The organism is Rhodococcus sp. FG69, assembly GCF_057808915.1.
In genome coordinates this window covers 31762-47028 of sequence record NZ_JBMDIX010000015.1, presented here as the reverse complement: position 1 = coordinate 47028, position 15267 = coordinate 31762, and the positions used below count along the sequence as shown (strand labels likewise).

Here is a 15267-nt window from a genome sequence, read left to right as displayed (position 1 = left end):
TCTCCCTATCTGACTTTGCCCATGACCGCGGCCGCGACAGCGCCGTCGGCCACTCGTACTCGGATCTGTGTGCCCGGAGGTGCGTCGTCGACCGAGCGCAGTACTTCGGGATCGCCGCCGGCGACCATACGCTGCACGACGGCATAGCCGCGCGCGAGCGTCGCTGCCGGGCCGAGGGTCTGCAGTCGCGCGCGTAGATGCTCGAGGAGGGTGTCCTGTTTCGCGAGCTCACGCAGGACGTCGCGGCGGCCTGCGTCGACGAGCCTGACGATCTCCTCGCGTCGGTGCTCGAGGCCGGCGATCGGATCGGCGAGGACCGGTCGGTGCCGGATCATCTCCAGCCCGCGTGCCTCGCGAGCTACCCAGTTGCGCAGCGCGGCGGCAGTTCTCGCGCGCAGTTCGACAACAAGGTTCTGTTCGGCGACGGCGTCGGGGACCACCAACTTGGCGGCATCGGTCGGGGTTGCTGCCCTGAGGTCGGCGACGTGATCGCTCAGCGGACTGTCGGGCTCGTGGCCGATGGCGCTGACGATCGGCGTCGTCGCCCGCGAGATAGCGCGGCACAGGGCTTCGTCGGAAAACGGAAGAAGGTCCTCGACGCTGCCGCCCCCGCGCGCAAGAATGATGACGTCGACGTTGCCTTCCAGTTCCTTCAACGCGTCGAGAATCGCCGGCACCGCGGTCGGGCCTTGAACGGGGGTGTGCCGGACGTCGAACTGCACTGCGGGCCAACGCCTGTGGGCGACGGTGAGGACATCTTTCTCGGCTGCCGACGCTCGTGCGGTGATCAAACCGATCCTGCTCGGCAGGAACGGAAGCGGACGTTTCAGTCGTGGATCGAACAGGCCCTCCGCGGCGAGCAGTGCGCGCAATTTCTCCACACGGGCCAGTAGTTCGCCGACGCCGACTGCCCGAATATCTGTGGCGCGCAACGAAATTGTTCCACGACCGGTGTAGAACGACAGCTTCCCATACAAAATGACCTGGGCGCCCTCGCTCAGCGGAACGGGGGAGCGGTCGAGGAGCTGAGGCGAACAGGTCACCGACAGTGACATGTCCGCCGACGGATCACGCAGGACGAGAAACGCCGTTCTGGTGCCGGGTCTGGCATTGATCTGGGTCAGCTGACCCTCTACCCACACACTGCCGAGCTTGTCGATCCACCCCGCGACCTTCATCGCGACAGTGCGAACGGGCCACGGCTCTTCGGCTGTACTCGCGGTCACTTGGCTTTCGCGGTGGTGATTCGGTTCTCCAGCATCGTCAGGAACGGCGCGCGTTGCAGCGACGCGTCCTCGTACTCGCGGAGAGTCTGGAGATCGTCCAAGGACAGCGACCGTAGCCGTGCGCGCAACTGGGCAAGTGCGAGCGTGTCGTAGTCGACGAGATCGACGATGTCCGGACGGTCGACCGGGGCGGAAGCCTTGGTGTCCGACCCGTTGTCACTCGACGGGGCCTCGCTCGGCGGGGTCGAATACAGCGCGAACCGACCCGTCGCAGGCGGTGGCTCCTGGTCCGGGACGTCGACCTCGCCCTCTGCATCGGCAGGCAACTCGTCCTCGAACACCGCCCACGACGGTTGCTCCTGGTCGGGCGTTCCGATGATCGGCAGGACGGCGATGATCTGGTCACCTTTGATGGCGAGAGCAGTCACCTGCTGTTGGAGCCGCATCGAGCTCGCGAGGACCTCGCTGACGACGGTCATCGGGAACATGATGGCGGTGCTGGGCAGTTTGCGCGCCTCTTCGACGACGGTCACAGCCACACCAGCAGCCACGCGTGCGGCAAACGGGACACGAGTCATGATCACCAGCCTGCCTGAAGTCGGCACGTTTGGGTAGCCGACCCGCTTTGCTCGGCGCAGCGGGGTGCGGTAGGACCCGTATCCTGTAAGCATGTCTTCGGCTGTTCCTCTGAATCTCGGTATCGCACGTCCCTCGGGCGAGGGCGCCCCCTCGTACTCCGGGGCCAAACGGGTACTCCTGGCAGAGCCACGTGGCTACTGCGCGGGCGTGGACCGAGCCGTCGAGACGGTGGAGAAGGCCCTGGAGAAGCACGGTGCGCCCGTGTACGTCCGCAAGGAGATCGTCCACAACCGACACGTCGTCGAGACGTTGGCCGACCGCGGGGCGATCTTCGTCGACGAGACCGACGAGGTACCGGAAGGTTCGCTGCTCGTCTTCTCCGCGCATGGAGTGTCGCCTGCCGTGCACGCCTCCGCGGCCGAACGTTCGCTGCGCACGATCGACGCGACCTGCCCACTGGTCACCAAAGTGCACCAGGAGGCCAAGCGGTTTGCGCGCGACGACTACGACATCCTGCTCATCGGCCACGAGGGACACGAAGAGGTCGAGGGCACCGCCGGTGAGGCACCCGAGCACGTGCAACTGGTAGACGGTCCCGACTCCGTGGACAACGTCACTGTGCGCGACGTGAACAAGGTCATCTGGCTGTCACAGACCACGTTGAGCGTCGACGAGACCATGACCACGGTTGCTCGGCTTCGCGAGCGCTTCCCGACTCTGCAGGATCCGCCGAGCGACGACATCTGCTACGCCACCCAGAACCGTCAGGTGGCGGTCAAGGCCATGGCGCCCGAGTGCGACCTGGTGATCGTCGTCGGCTCGACCAACTCGTCCAACTCCGTTCGGCTGGTCGAGGTCGCACTGACAGCCGGCGCGCGTGCGAGCTACCTCGTCGATTACGCCAAGGACATCGACACCGCCTGGCTCGACGGCATCACCACCGTCGGCATCACCTCGGGCGCGTCGGTGCCTGAAATACTGGTGCAGGGCGTCATCGACCTGCTCGGCGAGCACGGTTTCGGAGACGTTCAGCCCGTCACGACGGCCAACGAGACGCTCGTGTTCTCACTGCCCCGAGAATTGCGTCCTACCGCTACGCAGCGGTGACTCAGGAATCTCCGCGATCGCGATAACGCACCTGGGGTACCGGATGCGGCGGGATATGCGCGCTGGCTCGCGGAGCCGCATACGGATCCACCTCGGGTGGCCGCGGAACGCGGGGAGCCTGCGGCCTGGGAGTAGGGCGACGAGAAGGCTCGGACGCTGATCGATTCGGCGCTGCCCGATCCGAGCTTGCTCGATCGGGACGGTACGGATCTGCAGCGGGCCGGTCGTACTGAGGCTCGAGCCGTTCCCGACGGGCCCGGCGGCCTTCGCTCGGCCCGGCCGCTTCGCTCCTCCGCCGACGATCCGCTGATTCACTCGTTCGGTTGTGTGCTGCGCCTCTGGAGTCGGGTGCAGCCGTCGCGGCTCGGCGAGGGCGAACCTCTGGCTCACGGGCACGGTCGTCCTTGGACTGCGCACGGGTGTGCGAGGCGCGTTTGTCCTTGGCGCGGTCGCGTTTCACGCGTGTAGCGGCCCCTGCAGGTGCGTGGGTCGCCTGCTTCTTCAGGAAAATTCGTGCTGCGCCGACGGCAATCGCCAGAACCGATCCGAGAAGCATCAGCGGAAAGCGGTTGACCAGCGGGATCGCGACGTTCAGAAGAATGTCCTTGACGCCGGTACCAGGATTCTCGGTGAAGTACTGATACGACAGCGGCACGGCGACGAACAGGATCAGCGGAGCCTGGACCATGGCGGTGAACAACCCGCGATAGCGGACCAGTACGACGGCTGCGACGGTTCCGATGATGTACAGGCACGCGAACGCCGACGTCAGCTCGGTCCCGCGTGCGGCATCGATGACGAAACCTAGAAATGTTGCGCCGACGGCAATCGCCACTGCCCCCCAAGCAGGGACGCCGGGCACAGATGCGAGCGCTGAACGTTGGTCCAGCGGTACCCCGGAACGGGCACGTTGGGAGGTAGACACCCATCGAGGTTAGCGGCTGTTCACCCCACCGCGTCGCTGACATGACCGAACTGCCCGACCGAGTGCGACGAATCGGACGTTCGGGGCCTCGCGTCGACCCGTCGTACATCGACCACATCGGCGTCGAACAGCTCGAGTTCGTGGAGCTTTCGAGCGGTGACGCCGACGCGGGCGTCCACGGACGACACCGTCGCGTTGAACGAGTCGACTGCCTTGCCGATATGCCCTCCGAGCTTGTCGAGGTGCGTCGAGACCACCCCGAGTCGGGTGTACAGCTCACGGCCGAGCTGTTGGATTCGCGCGGCGTCCTCGGCCAGTGACTCCTGCTTCCACGTGTAGGCGACGGTCCGCAGAAGTGCCACCAACGTGGTGGGCGTGGCAAGTATCACGTTTCTGGTGAAGGCGTACTCCAGTAGCGCCGAGTCCGACGTCAATGCGGCGTCCAAGAACGGGTCGCCGGGCACGAACAGGACGACGAACTCGGGTGTCGGCTCGAACGATCGCCAGTACTCCTTGGCCGCCAGCTGATCCACGTGAGTGCGCAGATGACGAGCGTGACGCGTCATCTGCTTGTCTCGCTTGTCCGGATCCTCCTCTTGGGCGGCGTCGAGATACGCGGCGAAGGGGACCTTGGCGTCCACGACGATCTGGCGGCCACCGGCGAGTCGAACGATCATGTCGGGCCTGACGCCGTTCCTGGCGACCTGGGTGTCGAAATCGCAATGCTTGACCATGCCGGCGAGCTCGACGACCCGCTCCAGTTGCATCTCGCCCCATCGACCACGGATCTGCGGCGCACGCAACGCGGTGACCAACTGGGAGGTCTGCGTCGACAACTGCACCGACGCGCGGTGCATGCCGGTGACCTGCTCGCTGAGCCCGGCATAGGCTCGGATTCGATTGTGTTCGACCTGGCGCACATGCTCGGTGAGCGCGTCGACCGCATCGTGCAGCGGTTCGACCAGATGAGACACCTGTTGGCCGATTACGCCGGAGTGCCGCCTTGCGGAATCCTCGTTGACGGCCGCGAGCGAACGACGGAGAAGTGCCTCGTTGTCGCGGAGCGCCGCCAGCTGAGCCTCGGCTCGAACTGCCCGGTCTCCGATCCTCGACGCGTGCAGCAGCCAACCGATCGCGCCCCCGAGGACGAGGGCGAAGATCATGCCGAGTGCCGTGAGTGCGTTCATGTTCGACGATGATGCACGAGGGCACCGACAGGTTCGGCCGACCTATGGTGCTCCGCACCAGTGGACGCGGGGGGTTCCGCCCCAGTGGCGTCCGGGGGCTCCGCCCCAGTGGCACGGTTGAGGTTCCTCTGGTGCACTTGTTCGTGCCACTGGGGGCGGAGCCCCCATTCCTGGTAACCGGGGCAACACCCGACAGGCCGTAGCAGTTGGCGGAGTTTGTCGGTGTCTGCCGATAGCGTCGTATTCCATGAAGATCCTGCACACTTCGGACTGGCACATCGGTCGCACGTTCCACGGCACCGATCTGCTCGCCGACCAGGCTGCCGCGCTGGCGGCCATCGCGGATCTCGTTGCAGCGCACGGAATAGACGTCGTCGTCGTGCCCGGTGACATCTACGACCGCGCGGTTCCCAGCGCCGATGCCGTGCTGGTGTGCAACAGGGGTCTGGAGGCCATCCGCGCAGCAGGCGCAGTCATCGTCGCCACGTCGGGAAATCATGATTCGCCCGCGAGACTCGGAGCAGGAGCCGCTTTCGCTGCGGCTGGTGGCCTTCATCTGATGACGCGCGTCGGCGACGTCGGCACACCAGTACTCGTCGACGACGAGTTCGGCCCCGTCGCGTTCTACGGAATTCCTTACCTGGAGCCGGAAACCACGCGGTTCGAGCTCGACATTCCGGCTGCGCGCAGCCATGCAGAGGTCTTGGATGCTGCGATGGCACGCGTCACCGCCGATCTCGACGAGCGCCGCAGCGATTCAAGCTCGGTCAGATCCGTTGTGCTGGCTCATGCTTTCGTGGTCGGCGGCGAGTCGACGGGTTCCGAGCGGTCCATCTCGGTGGGAGGCGTCGAGACTGCGCCCGCATCGGCATTCGACGGTGTCGATTACGTTGCGTTGGGGCACTTGCATTCTCCGCAGGCATTGACCGATCGAGTTCGATACTCGGGCTCGCCTCTTCCGTATTCGTTCGGCGAGCGCAGCCACCGCAAAGCTGTGTGGATTCTGGAACTCGACGGTAACGGCCTGGCCGGGGTCGAACGCGTCGATCTGCCGGTTGTCCGGGGGCTCAGTCGAATCGAAGGCACCGTCGAGGAATTGCTGACCGAGGAGCGCTTCGTCGACGCCGAGGATCATTACGTGTCGGCCGTGCTCACCGATCCTGTGCGGCCGGTCGATGCCATGCGGTCGTTGCAGACCAGATTTCCGCACGCGATTCACCTCGAATGGAACCGTCCAGCCGAAGATTCGAGCCTTCGTTACCGAGACCGGGTGCGCGGGCGGACCGACAGCGAGATCATGGTCTCGTTTGTCACCGACATGAGGAGTACGCCCACCGGCAGCGAAATTCTCCTCCTCGAGCGCGCGTTGGCAAGCGTGCACCAGGACGAGGTCACCGCCGACAGCGTGACGGGGCAGTACGAGCTGTTCGGGAAGTCTGCGTGAGACTGCACAAGCTCGAGGTCACGGCGTTCGGGCCGTTTGCCAGCACCGAGACGGTGGACTTCGACGCTCTCGGCGCGGACGGCTTGTTCTTGCTGCACGGGCAGACAGGTGCCGGGAAGACGACGATTCTCGACGCGGTTGCATTCGCGCTGTACGGCACGGTTCCCGGGGCGCGCAAGGACGGCAAACGGTTTCTGTCCGACCATGCCGCGCCGGGGGCTGTTCCGACCGTGATGCTCGACGCAACCCTCGGCGGTCGACGAATGCGGATCACTCGCAGCCCCGAGTTCTTCCGACCCAAGAAGCGTGGGGCCGGAACGACCAAACAGAACGCCAAGGCGTCGCTGACATGGTTGGACGGCACTGGTCAGAACCTGACCCGGCTCGACGAGATCGGCGATGCCGTCGGCGCGGCACTGGGGATGAGTGCCGACCAGTTCTTCCAGGTCGTGCTGCTTCCACAGGGCGAGTTCGCGCGGTTTCTGCGGGCCGACAGCGACGAACGCGGGAACCTGCTCGAGAGGCTCTTCGACACCAGCAGGTTCGGCGACATCGAGGAGTGGTTTACCGACGCGCGGCGCGCGAGCGCGGCGGCGTTGGAGACCAGTCGGATCGCGACGGACAAACTGCTGGGCCAAATTTCGACAGCATCGGGTGAGGACGAGCAACTCGATCGTGTGCCGGTCGAGTGGGCGAGCGACGTTCTCGACACCTCCCGTGCGGCACTGAACGAATCCGCGCAGACGCTGGCGCACGCCAGAGCCACGTCGGACACCGCAGTGGTCACCCTCAGAAAACTTGAAACCACTCGTGACCTGCAACGGCGCAGAAGTATTGCATGCGAACAGCGTGCGCAGTACGAGGCCGGCGCAGCCGAGCGCGCCGTGCTGCGTCTGGAGCTCGAACGGTCGGCTGCGGCGGGGCCGGTCGCGGCCTTGGCCGGCGAACTCGACGCGGCCGCAAGCAGACACAGCTCAGCCTCGGCAGCGTCCGATCGCGCCTACCGGGCCCTCGCACAACTCGACGGATCCGAGGCGGTCACGGAAGGGCTCTGCACGTCGGGGACGGATTTCGTCGCCGATCGCAGAGTCGTCGCCGCTGCCGTTCGCGCATGGACCACCGAGGTCGGGGCACTCGAACAGCTCCGTATCCTCGTCCGCCGTGCCGAGAGCGAGGAGAGGACGGCAACGCAGCTCGAAGGAGAACTCGCCACCGTCGAGCGGGCTGTCGAGTCCATGCAGTCGGAGCGGGCCACGCTTCCCGCCGCGATCGACGAAGTGGAAGCCGCGGTGCACTCCGCTGTTCATGCGGCCGCAGAGATTCCGGCGCTCGAGATGGAGAGCACGCGCCTCGGCAAAGCGGTGGAAGCGGTCGCCGAGCTGGCGAAGACACGGACCAAGCTTGCAGCCGCGGAGAAAGCTCACAACAGCGCACGAACCGCCTTCAACGACGCTCGCGCGCACACCCTCGACCTGCGAGAGCAGCGCTTGGCGGGGATGGCTGCAGAGCTCGCATCACGACTCGTCGACGGTGAGCCCTGTGTGGTGTGCGGCTCGGAAGACCATCCGGCACCGACCCAGGCGACCGAGTCGACGGTCACCAAACAGGACGAGGATGCGGCCGCGGCCCTCGAACACAGGGCAGCGGCACTCACCGAGAAGAAGGCGGCGCTTGTCCTCGCCCTGGTGCGAGTCCAGGATTCACTCGTCCAGCAGTCGGGGGACTGTAACAGCGCACAGCTGATCGACGCACGCGACACCGTCGACGCGGCGCTGAAGAAGGCTCGGGCCGAGGCCTCGCGGCTCGACCAACTGCGCGCCCGGCTGGCGCACCTGCGCAGCGAGGACCAGCGTATCGCCGCAGCAGTCGGTGAAAAGCATTCTGCTGCAGCAGGTCTAGCGGCACGGGCGACGCAAGTACGCGCGTCGGCTCAGGAGATGCGGTCGCGGATTGCCGTTGCGATGGACGGCGCAGAAAGCATCGATCAGCGACTCGCGCGTCTGGAAGAACTGATCAAGTTGTCGACCGACTTGGTGGACAAGCGTGTCGCTGCGGCCGGATCGGCAACCGAACTGCAGAAGCTCACCGACGCGCTCGCAGCGAAGGTTGCCGAATCGGGCTTCGACTCCGCCGCGGATGCCGCTCAGCGGGTCCTCGCACCCGCGCGTATCGCATCGATCGAGAAGCATCTCGAGGCCGCCAACGATGTGCGGGCCCACACCGAGCAGGTCCTCGCCGAACCCGCGATCCTCGCCGTTGCGGATACCGAGCCGGTGGATACCGTCGCGGCGAAGAATGTCGTCGACGACGCCGCGTCTCGATTGCATGCAGCGGTTGCCGCGCACGCCGAATGCAAACGTCGTGTCGAACAGTTGGAAGCCCTGACTGCACAGTTGTGGGCGGCGGTCGATCGGGTCGCGCCCATGCAGGCCAAACACGAGGAACTCGCCGCGTTGGCGGACGTCGTCGCAGGTCGTGGTCAGAACGCTCGCAAGATGTCCTTGCGGTCGTACGTTCTGGCTTCTCGGCTGGAAGACGTCGCCGAATCGGCGTCGGCTCGACTACGTCGGATGTCCTCGGGTCGGTACGAGTTCGTGCACTCGGACGAGGCCGAATCACGTGGTCGGCGAGGTGGTCTCGGTCTCGATATTCGCGACGACTACACCGGTGTCGTCCGGTCGGCGAAGACACTGTCCGGCGGTGAGTCGTTCCTCGCCTCGCTGTCGCTGGCACTCGGTCTCGCCGACGTCGTCGCCGCCGAATCCGGCGGTGTCGTACTGGACACGATCTTCATCGACGAGGGCTTCGGCACGCTCGATGCCGACACCCTGGAGTCCGTCATGGGCGTTCTCGACGAGCTCCGTGCAGGCGGCCGGGTCGTCGGCATCGTCAGTCATGTCGACGAGATGCGCCAACGCATTCCGAGCCGCCTGCACGTCATTCGGGAACGGGACGGATCGAGGCTTCAGCTCTTCGCTGCATCCTGATCCGAGTCCTCGTCGTCGGTCGCCAGATCTGCGGGGTCAGGCGCCTGTTCCTCCAGCTGCTCCTGATCGGCTTCGATGGAGTGCTTGTCGATCTGCTCCGAGACGTACCGGATGAGTACTGCTGCGACGGCCGCAGCCGGTACCGCGAGGAATGCACCGATGATGCCGAACACCGAGCTTCCCCCGGTGACCGCAAGCAACACGATCGCAGGGTGCAGGTTCATGCTGCGGCTCTGCAGGACCGGCTGGAGGACATTTCCCTCGAGTTGTTGAACAGCCAGGATAATGATCAACACGATGAGGGCCGTAGTCGGTCCGTTCGCCACGAGTGCGACCAACACGGCCAACGCGCCGGCAACGAATGCACCGACGATCGGGATGAAACCGCCGAGGAAGGTCAGCGTCGCGAGCACGAGTGCCAGTGGCACTCCCAGGATTACGAGTCCGAGGCCGATGAAGAATGCGTCGATCAGACTCACGACGGCCTGCGTGCGAATGAAGCCGCCGAGCGTCGCCCACATTCTGGCGAGGATCTCGGCAAGGTGGCTTCCAGCGCGACCACCGGCGAATCCGTGCAGCCACGGAATGAACTTGAGGCCGTCCTTGACGAAGAAGAACGTCAGGACCAGAACCAGTGCGAGTGTGATCAGGATCGAACCTGCCGCCGACACACCGGTGAAGACCCCGGACGCGATCGCGGTGCCGCTGTCCTGGAGCCTCGACGTGATCGCCGAGACCGCATTGTCGATCTGCTCGTCCTGCAGATTGATCGGCGGGCCCTTCAACCAGTTCTGGACCTGCGATACACCCTCCGACGCCTTGTCGACGAGTTCCGGGGCCGAATCGGCGACCGACGGCACGATCAGTGTGATGACTCCGCCGATGACGAGGAAGAAGACGATGAGCGAGGCGGACGCGGCCAACGCCGGAGGGAGACCGACGCGCATCATCCACTTCGTGGGCGGCCACAGCACCGTCGCGACGATGATGGCCAACAATGCCGGCAGAATGATCACCCATAGCGCGGAGATCAACCAGCCCACAACCCACGCGCCTGCGGCGACGGACACGATGATCAGCGACCATTTCGCCAACCAGATTCCGCCGACACCGATGAGGTCACCCCGATCGCGCCCAAGCTTCGTTTCGGGCGCTGCCTGCTCAGTCACGTCATAGTCCTCACGTCGTGTCACTCTGCGGGCTGCAGTACTCGCTGTACCCGAGTGACTCTAACGTCTGAGAGCGTCACGTCACCGTCCGACGGCCTCGTGCGCCAGCAGCCATTGCTTGGCCGGCAGACCCCATCGAAACCCGCCCATTGCTCCGCCGATCCGGAAGACCCGGTGGCACGGCACGAACAGTGCCGCCGCATTGCGCGCGCAGGCGGAGGCAGCCCCCCGAATAGCGGCAGGCCGTCCGGCCAGAGCGGCGAACTCCGAATACGTGATCGGGGAGCCGGCGGGTACGTCGCGCAGCACCTTCCATGCGTGGACGAGGAACTCTCCGGACTGCTGCGCGACCGGCACGTCGTCGATTGCGCCCAGTTCTCCGCGGTGATAGTTCTCGACCGCTCTCGTGACGCTGCCGAGATCGCCCGCCTCGCGGACGTCGGTCGGGCGAAGTGACGCGTGAATCAAGGGCGTCAACTCGCCCACCGCGGCTGTCCAACCGGAGGCAAGAACGTGACCGTCGGCGTCGACGACCGCCGTGAACGGCCCGATCGGAGTGATGGTGGTGGCGAATGCAGCAGTCATAGTCCCCTTCTTTCCAAGGCAATGCTCCACAGGTGCATCGAGACGTAGGAACGCCACGGTGCCCAGCGGTTCGAGTCGGTCAGAGTCATCCCGAGTGCTTCGGCGCCCTGTCGGACGACGAGGTCGGTGTCCAATAGAACATCGGGGTCGGCGAGCATGCGCATGACGACGTAACGCGCTGTCCAGGGCCCGATCCCTTTGAGCGAGAGTAGGTCTCGTTCGAGTTCGTCGGCGGGGAGGGCGGTATGGAGAACGATCTTGCCCGACGCCAATGCTTCGGCGACACCGATGATCGCCTTCACTCGAGCCGTCGGGCCGGTCAGTACTTCGTGACCGTGCTCGGCAATGGCCTCGGACGTCGGAAAGAGCCTGGTGATCTCGCCGCCGAGCGGATCGTCGATCGGTGCGCCCAGCGTCTCGACCAGGCGGGCGGTATGCGTCGCCGCTGCACGTAGCGAGATCTGTTGGCCGATCATCGTGCGCAGCAGCAACTCGTCACCGTCCACGTTCCCCGGTACTCGAATTCCCCTGTGTGTTGCGATGTTCGGTGCCAGCGCCGGATCCACTGCCAACGCGGCGTCGACGGCCTCCGGGTCGGCATCGAGGTCGAGTAGATGACGGATGCGCGCGACGGCTGGGGCGAGATCGCGCATGTCCAGCAAGCTCAGGGTCGTGTCGACGTAACCGTCTTCGATGCGCAACCCGACGATGGCGTGGCCATGGGGTAGTCGAAGCGAGCGGCGGTACAACCCGTCCGTGTAGCTTTCGCTGCCGGGTACGGCGTGCCCGCTGAGAAACCACTCGAGCCATCCGCGATCCATCGGTTGCCGGTAGGGGAGGCGAACGGTCACCGTTCCGTTGGCGGCGATGGTCTTCTTTCTCGTGGCTTCCTGACGCAGTGTGGAGGGATTGACCGCGAACACTTGCCGCACCGTGTCGTTGAACTGGCGGACGCTCGAGAATCCGGATGCAAACGCGATGTCGCTCATCGACATGTCCGTCGTCTGGATGAGAGTCCGTGCAGTGTGGGCTCGGTGTGCGCGTGCGAGCGCGAGGGGGCCGGCGCCGATCTCGGCCGTCAACACCCGGGTGAGTTGGCGCGTGGAATATCCGAGAGTATGGGAGAGCGAGTCGACACCACCCCGCTCGACGGCACCGTCGGAGATCAGCCGCATAGCCCGAGAGGTCAGGTCCGAGTGGATGTTCCAGTGCGGTGAACCCGGAGTGGCGTCGGGCTGGCACCGTCGGCACGCTCGGTAGCCCTCTTGCTGTGCGGCTGCGGCCGTCGGGACGAACGAGACGTTCTTGGCTTTGGGCGTGGTCGCCGGGCACGACGGGCGACAGTAGATGCCCGTCGTGCGCACGGCGGTGAAGAACTGCCCGTCGAAACGAGTGTCCCGTGCAGAAACGGCGCGATAGCACCGGTCGAAATCCAACTCCATGGACTCCACTGTGTCATCGCCGACCGAGGGTTGCTAGCGGAAATCGGACACGACCGTTCCCCGTCAGCAGTCAACCGTCAGCAGCAGCGGGGTCCGGGTCTCGCGTCGGCCTCCGCGTAGCGGTCCCGCCAGAACTGGCGTTCCGACGGAACCGCTTCACCAGGATGAACTCTGCTCATGTGGGCGACGTAGCGTTCGTAGTCCTTGTCGCCCATGAGCGAGGTGATCCACCACCAGAGTCCGCGCATGTCAGTGATGACCTGCATGTGCGGCGCCCGGCGCTCGGACGGTGCCGTCCTCGATCAACGTGTTCCATTCACTTTGGATCTCCTTCTCGGCCGCGGTCGGGATGAACCCTGCGGGGCCGAAGATCTTCGACGGCACCTCTGGGTCCTCGTTGTCTTCCACGTCACCGCCCCGTACTGCTTTGATACACACCAGAGTTCCTGCCGCGACGACGATCAGCACGAGTACCGCGAAGATGATGGAGAGCGTGCCCTGGATGAAGGTGTTGCGAATGACCGCGTCGATAGCCTCCGCCGTTTTCGCGGTCTGGAACTCGGTCAGACCCTGATTCTTCGCGTCCACGAACAAGCTGTGTTGCTTCCAGTAGCCGATCGCCGGAATGTCGGAGAAGATCTTCTGGTACGACGCGGTCATGGTGACGATGAGGTCCCAGACGAGCGGAACTCCCGGAATCCACGCCCACTTGTACAGTCCGCGTTTGACGACGATCGTCATCACGACGGTCAGAGCGATCGCGGCAAGGAGCTGGTTGGCGATGCCGAACAGCGGGAACAACGTGTTGATGCCGCCGAGCGGATCGGTGACGCCCATGAGAAGGATTGCGCCCCATGCCGCGACGACGATGAACGAGCACACCCATGCGCCGGGCCGCCACGACGGATCCTTGAACTTCTTCGCCGTCGAACCCGGCAGGTTGCCGATGCTGTCGGAGAGCATGAAGCGCGCGACGCGCGTTCCGGCGTCCACTGTCGTGAGGATGAACAGCGCCTCGAACATGATCGCAAAGTGGTACCAGAAGGACTTGAGGCCCGTGCCGCCGAAGACCTGATGCAGTACCTCGGACATTCCGAAGGCCAAAGTCGGCGCGCCGCCGGTTCGGGAGATGATGGATTCCTCGCCGACGTCGGTAGCTGCCTGCTGTAGTTCGTCGGGGGTGATGTTGCCACCGCTGATGGGAAGCCCGTTGACGAAATCCGCTGCTCCCTCGGGGGTTCCCTGCGTGAGCGTCGCTGGGGCATTGAGTGCGAAGTAGATGTGCTGGTCCAGAACGCATGCGGTGATGAGAGCCATGATGGCCACGAACGATTCGGTCAGCATGCCGCCGTACCCGATCATCCGCATCTGCTTTTCTTTTTCGAGCAGCTTCGGTGTCGTACCCGAGCTGATCAGAGCGTGGAAGCCCGAGAGTGCGCCGCAGGCAATGGTGATGAACAAGAACGGGAACAGCGAGCCGGCGAATGCCGGGCCGTTGCCCTCGGTTGCGAACGTCGTCATTGCAGGCATCTGAATTGCAGGTTGGGCAATGAGGATGCCGACAGCCAACAGTGCGATGGTGCCGATCTTCATGAACGTCGACAGGTAGTCGCGCGGTGCCAGCAGCAGCCAGACCGGCAGGATCGACGCCGCGAGGCCGTATGCGATGAGGAACCAGGCCACGGTGACCTTCGAGAGCGTGAACCAGTCGGTGCCCCACTCGGTCTCGGCCACCCAGCCGCCCGAGACGATGGCCAGGAGAAGCAACGCAACGCCGATGAGCGAGACCTCGGACACCTTGCCGGGACGCAGGTAGCGCAGGTAGACACCCATGAACAGCGCGATGGGGATGGTGAGCGCGATAGAGAAGACGCCCCACGGGCTTTCGGCGAGGGCGTTGACCACGACGAGTGCCAGCACGGCGATCAGGATGATCATGATGACGAAGACGCCGACGAGTGCGGCGACGCCGCCGACAACGCCCAGTTCGTCGCGGGCCATCTGGCCGAGGCTGCGCCCGCGTCGACGCGTCGAGATCCACAGTACGAGGAAGTCCTGCACGGCGCCTGCGAACACGACGCCGATGATGATCCACAGCGTGCCGGGCAGGTAGCCCATCTGAGCTGCCAGTACGGGGCCGACGAGGGGGCCCGCGCCGGCGATGGCGGCGAAGTGGTGGCCGAACAACACGCGACGATCCGTCGGCATGTAGTCCTTGCCGTTCTCGAGGATCTCCGCAGGTGTGGCGCGATCGTCTCGTGGATGGACGATCTTGTTCTCGATCAATCGGGCGTAAAAGCGAAACGCGAAAATATACGTACAGACAGCAGCGATCACGAACCAGACCGAGTTGGGGTTCTCGCCGCGCACGATCGCGACGATGGTCCACGCGACGCCGCCGAGCAGGCCGATGAGGACGAACAAAATTCTCTTGGCCGGCGTCATCGGACTCTTGTCGACGACTCCGACCGGGGGCAGATCCGCATCGGTCTTCAACAACTCGATGTTCGGATCGTCTGCCGCTTTCAATGCCATGGGGACCGCTTTCAGCATCGGTGATGTGACAGCGATCACTGTAAACCGTCGGGGTGACACCCGACGCCATTCTCGGCCTAC

General features: G+C 64.9%; 12 protein-coding genes. 3 read left to right on the top strand and 9 right to left on the bottom strand.

The features are described 5' to 3' along the window. Positions 1 to 5: 5 nt before the first annotated feature. Both xseA and ACODSO_RS13690 read right to left on the bottom strand, forming a co-directional pair. Entirely contained in the window at positions 6 to 1226 is a 1221-nt protein-coding gene (xseA, locus tag ACODSO_RS13695) for an exodeoxyribonuclease VII large subunit (protein WP_489037364.1), read from the bottom strand. Then, the gene (locus ACODSO_RS13690) at positions 1223 to 1804 is read right to left on the bottom strand and encodes a lipid droplet-associated protein (protein WP_489037363.1); all 582 of its coding nucleotides are present in this window, start codon (positions 1802 to 1804) and stop codon (positions 1223 to 1225) included. Before ACODSO_RS13690 ends, xseA begins: the two co-directional genes overlap by 4 nt. A gap of 91 nt (positions 1805 to 1895) precedes the next feature. Between ACODSO_RS13690 and ACODSO_RS13685 the strand changes: the two genes are divergently transcribed. Further along, a complete protein-coding gene (locus ACODSO_RS13685; protein ID WP_068381618.1) occupies positions 1896 to 2912 on the top strand; it encodes a 4-hydroxy-3-methylbut-2-enyl diphosphate reductase in 1017 nt (338 codons plus the stop codon). A 1-nt stretch (position 2913) separates the two neighbouring features. Here ACODSO_RS13685 and ACODSO_RS13680 read toward each other — a convergent pair whose 3' ends face one another. Together ACODSO_RS13680 and ACODSO_RS13675 are read right to left on the bottom strand one after the other, a co-directional pair. After that, positions 2914 to 3837 (bottom strand): DUF6542 domain-containing protein, encoded by a 924-nt coding sequence (locus tag ACODSO_RS13680; RefSeq protein WP_068381621.1) that lies wholly within the window; start codon positions 3835 to 3837, stop codon positions 2914 to 2916. A 20-nt stretch (positions 3838 to 3857) separates the two neighbouring features. Further along, a complete protein-coding gene (locus ACODSO_RS13675) occupies positions 3858 to 5024 on the bottom strand; it encodes a DNA recombination protein RmuC (RefSeq protein ID WP_489037362.1) in 1167 nt (388 codons plus the stop codon). 247 nt (positions 5025 to 5271) lie between these two features. On the opposite strand from ACODSO_RS13675, the gene ACODSO_RS13670 reads away from it, so the two are divergent. Both ACODSO_RS13670 and ACODSO_RS13665 read left to right on the top strand, forming a co-directional pair. Further along, a complete protein-coding gene (locus tag ACODSO_RS13670; protein ID WP_489037361.1) occupies positions 5272 to 6468 on the top strand; it encodes an exonuclease SbcCD subunit D in 1197 nt (398 codons plus the stop codon). Continuing rightward, a complete protein-coding gene (locus ACODSO_RS13665; RefSeq protein ID WP_489037360.1) occupies positions 6465 to 9455 on the top strand; it encodes an AAA family ATPase in 2991 nt (996 codons plus the stop codon). The genes ACODSO_RS13670 and ACODSO_RS13665 overlap by 4 nt, the downstream gene beginning before the upstream one ends. Here ACODSO_RS13665 and ACODSO_RS13660 read toward each other — a convergent pair. From ACODSO_RS13660 to ACODSO_RS13640, 5 genes are all read right to left on the bottom strand, one after another. Continuing rightward, positions 9434 to 10624, bottom strand: a complete 1191-nt coding sequence (locus tag ACODSO_RS13660) for an AI-2E family transporter (RefSeq protein ID WP_489037359.1) — start codon at positions 10622 to 10624, stop codon at positions 9434 to 9436. The genes ACODSO_RS13665 and ACODSO_RS13660 overlap by 22 nt on opposite strands. Positions 10625 to 10705: 81 nt before the next feature. Then, the gene (locus tag ACODSO_RS13655; RefSeq protein WP_068381635.1) at positions 10706 to 11209 is read right to left on the bottom strand and encodes a methylated-DNA--[protein]-cysteine S-methyltransferase; all 504 of its coding nucleotides are present in this window, start codon (positions 11207 to 11209) and stop codon (positions 10706 to 10708) included. Further along, complete coding sequence (locus ACODSO_RS13650) at positions 11206 to 12651, bottom strand: AlkA N-terminal domain-containing protein (RefSeq protein ID WP_489037358.1); 1446 nt, start codon at positions 12649 to 12651, stop codon at positions 11206 to 11208. Before ACODSO_RS13650 ends, ACODSO_RS13655 begins: the two co-directional genes overlap by 4 nt. A gap of 77 nt (positions 12652 to 12728) precedes the next feature. Further along, positions 12729 to 12917 carry a YbdD/YjiX family protein gene (locus tag ACODSO_RS13645; RefSeq protein WP_068381641.1) on the bottom strand — a complete coding sequence of 63 codons (189 nt, stop codon included), beginning with the start codon at positions 12915 to 12917 and terminating at the stop codon, positions 12729 to 12731. Beyond that, complete coding sequence (locus ACODSO_RS13640; protein WP_068381644.1) at positions 12901 to 15186, bottom strand: carbon starvation CstA family protein; 2286 nt, start codon at positions 15184 to 15186, stop codon at positions 12901 to 12903. Before ACODSO_RS13640 ends, ACODSO_RS13645 begins: the two co-directional genes overlap by 17 nt. Positions 15187 to 15267: the final 81 nt, after the last annotated feature.

Coding starts and splice junctions, on each gene's coding strand:
- ACODSO_RS13670 (WP_489037361.1), top strand. CDS start 5,272: ATGAAGATCCTGCACACTTCGGACTGGCACATCGGTCGCACGTTCCAC.
- ACODSO_RS13645 (WP_068381641.1), bottom strand. CDS start 12,917: ATGCAGGTCATCACTGACATGCGCGGACTCTGGTGGTGGATCACCTCG.
- ACODSO_RS13685 (WP_068381618.1), top strand. CDS start 1,896: ATGTCTTCGGCTGTTCCTCTGAATCTCGGTATCGCACGTCCCTCGGGC.
- ACODSO_RS13640 (WP_068381644.1), bottom strand. CDS start 15,186: ATGGCATTGAAAGCGGCAGACGATCCGAACATCGAGTTGTTGAAGACC.
- ACODSO_RS13690 (WP_489037363.1), bottom strand. CDS start 1,804: ATGACTCGTGTCCCGTTTGCCGCACGCGTGGCTGCTGGTGTGGCTGTG.
- ACODSO_RS13655 (WP_068381635.1), bottom strand. CDS start 11,209: ATGACTGCTGCATTCGCCACCACCATCACTCCGATCGGGCCGTTCACG.
- ACODSO_RS13675 (WP_489037362.1), bottom strand. CDS start 5,024: ATGAACGCACTCACGGCACTCGGCATGATCTTCGCCCTCGTCCTCGGG.
- ACODSO_RS13650 (WP_489037358.1), bottom strand. CDS start 12,651: ATGGAGTTGGATTTCGACCGGTGCTATCGCGCCGTTTCTGCACGGGAC.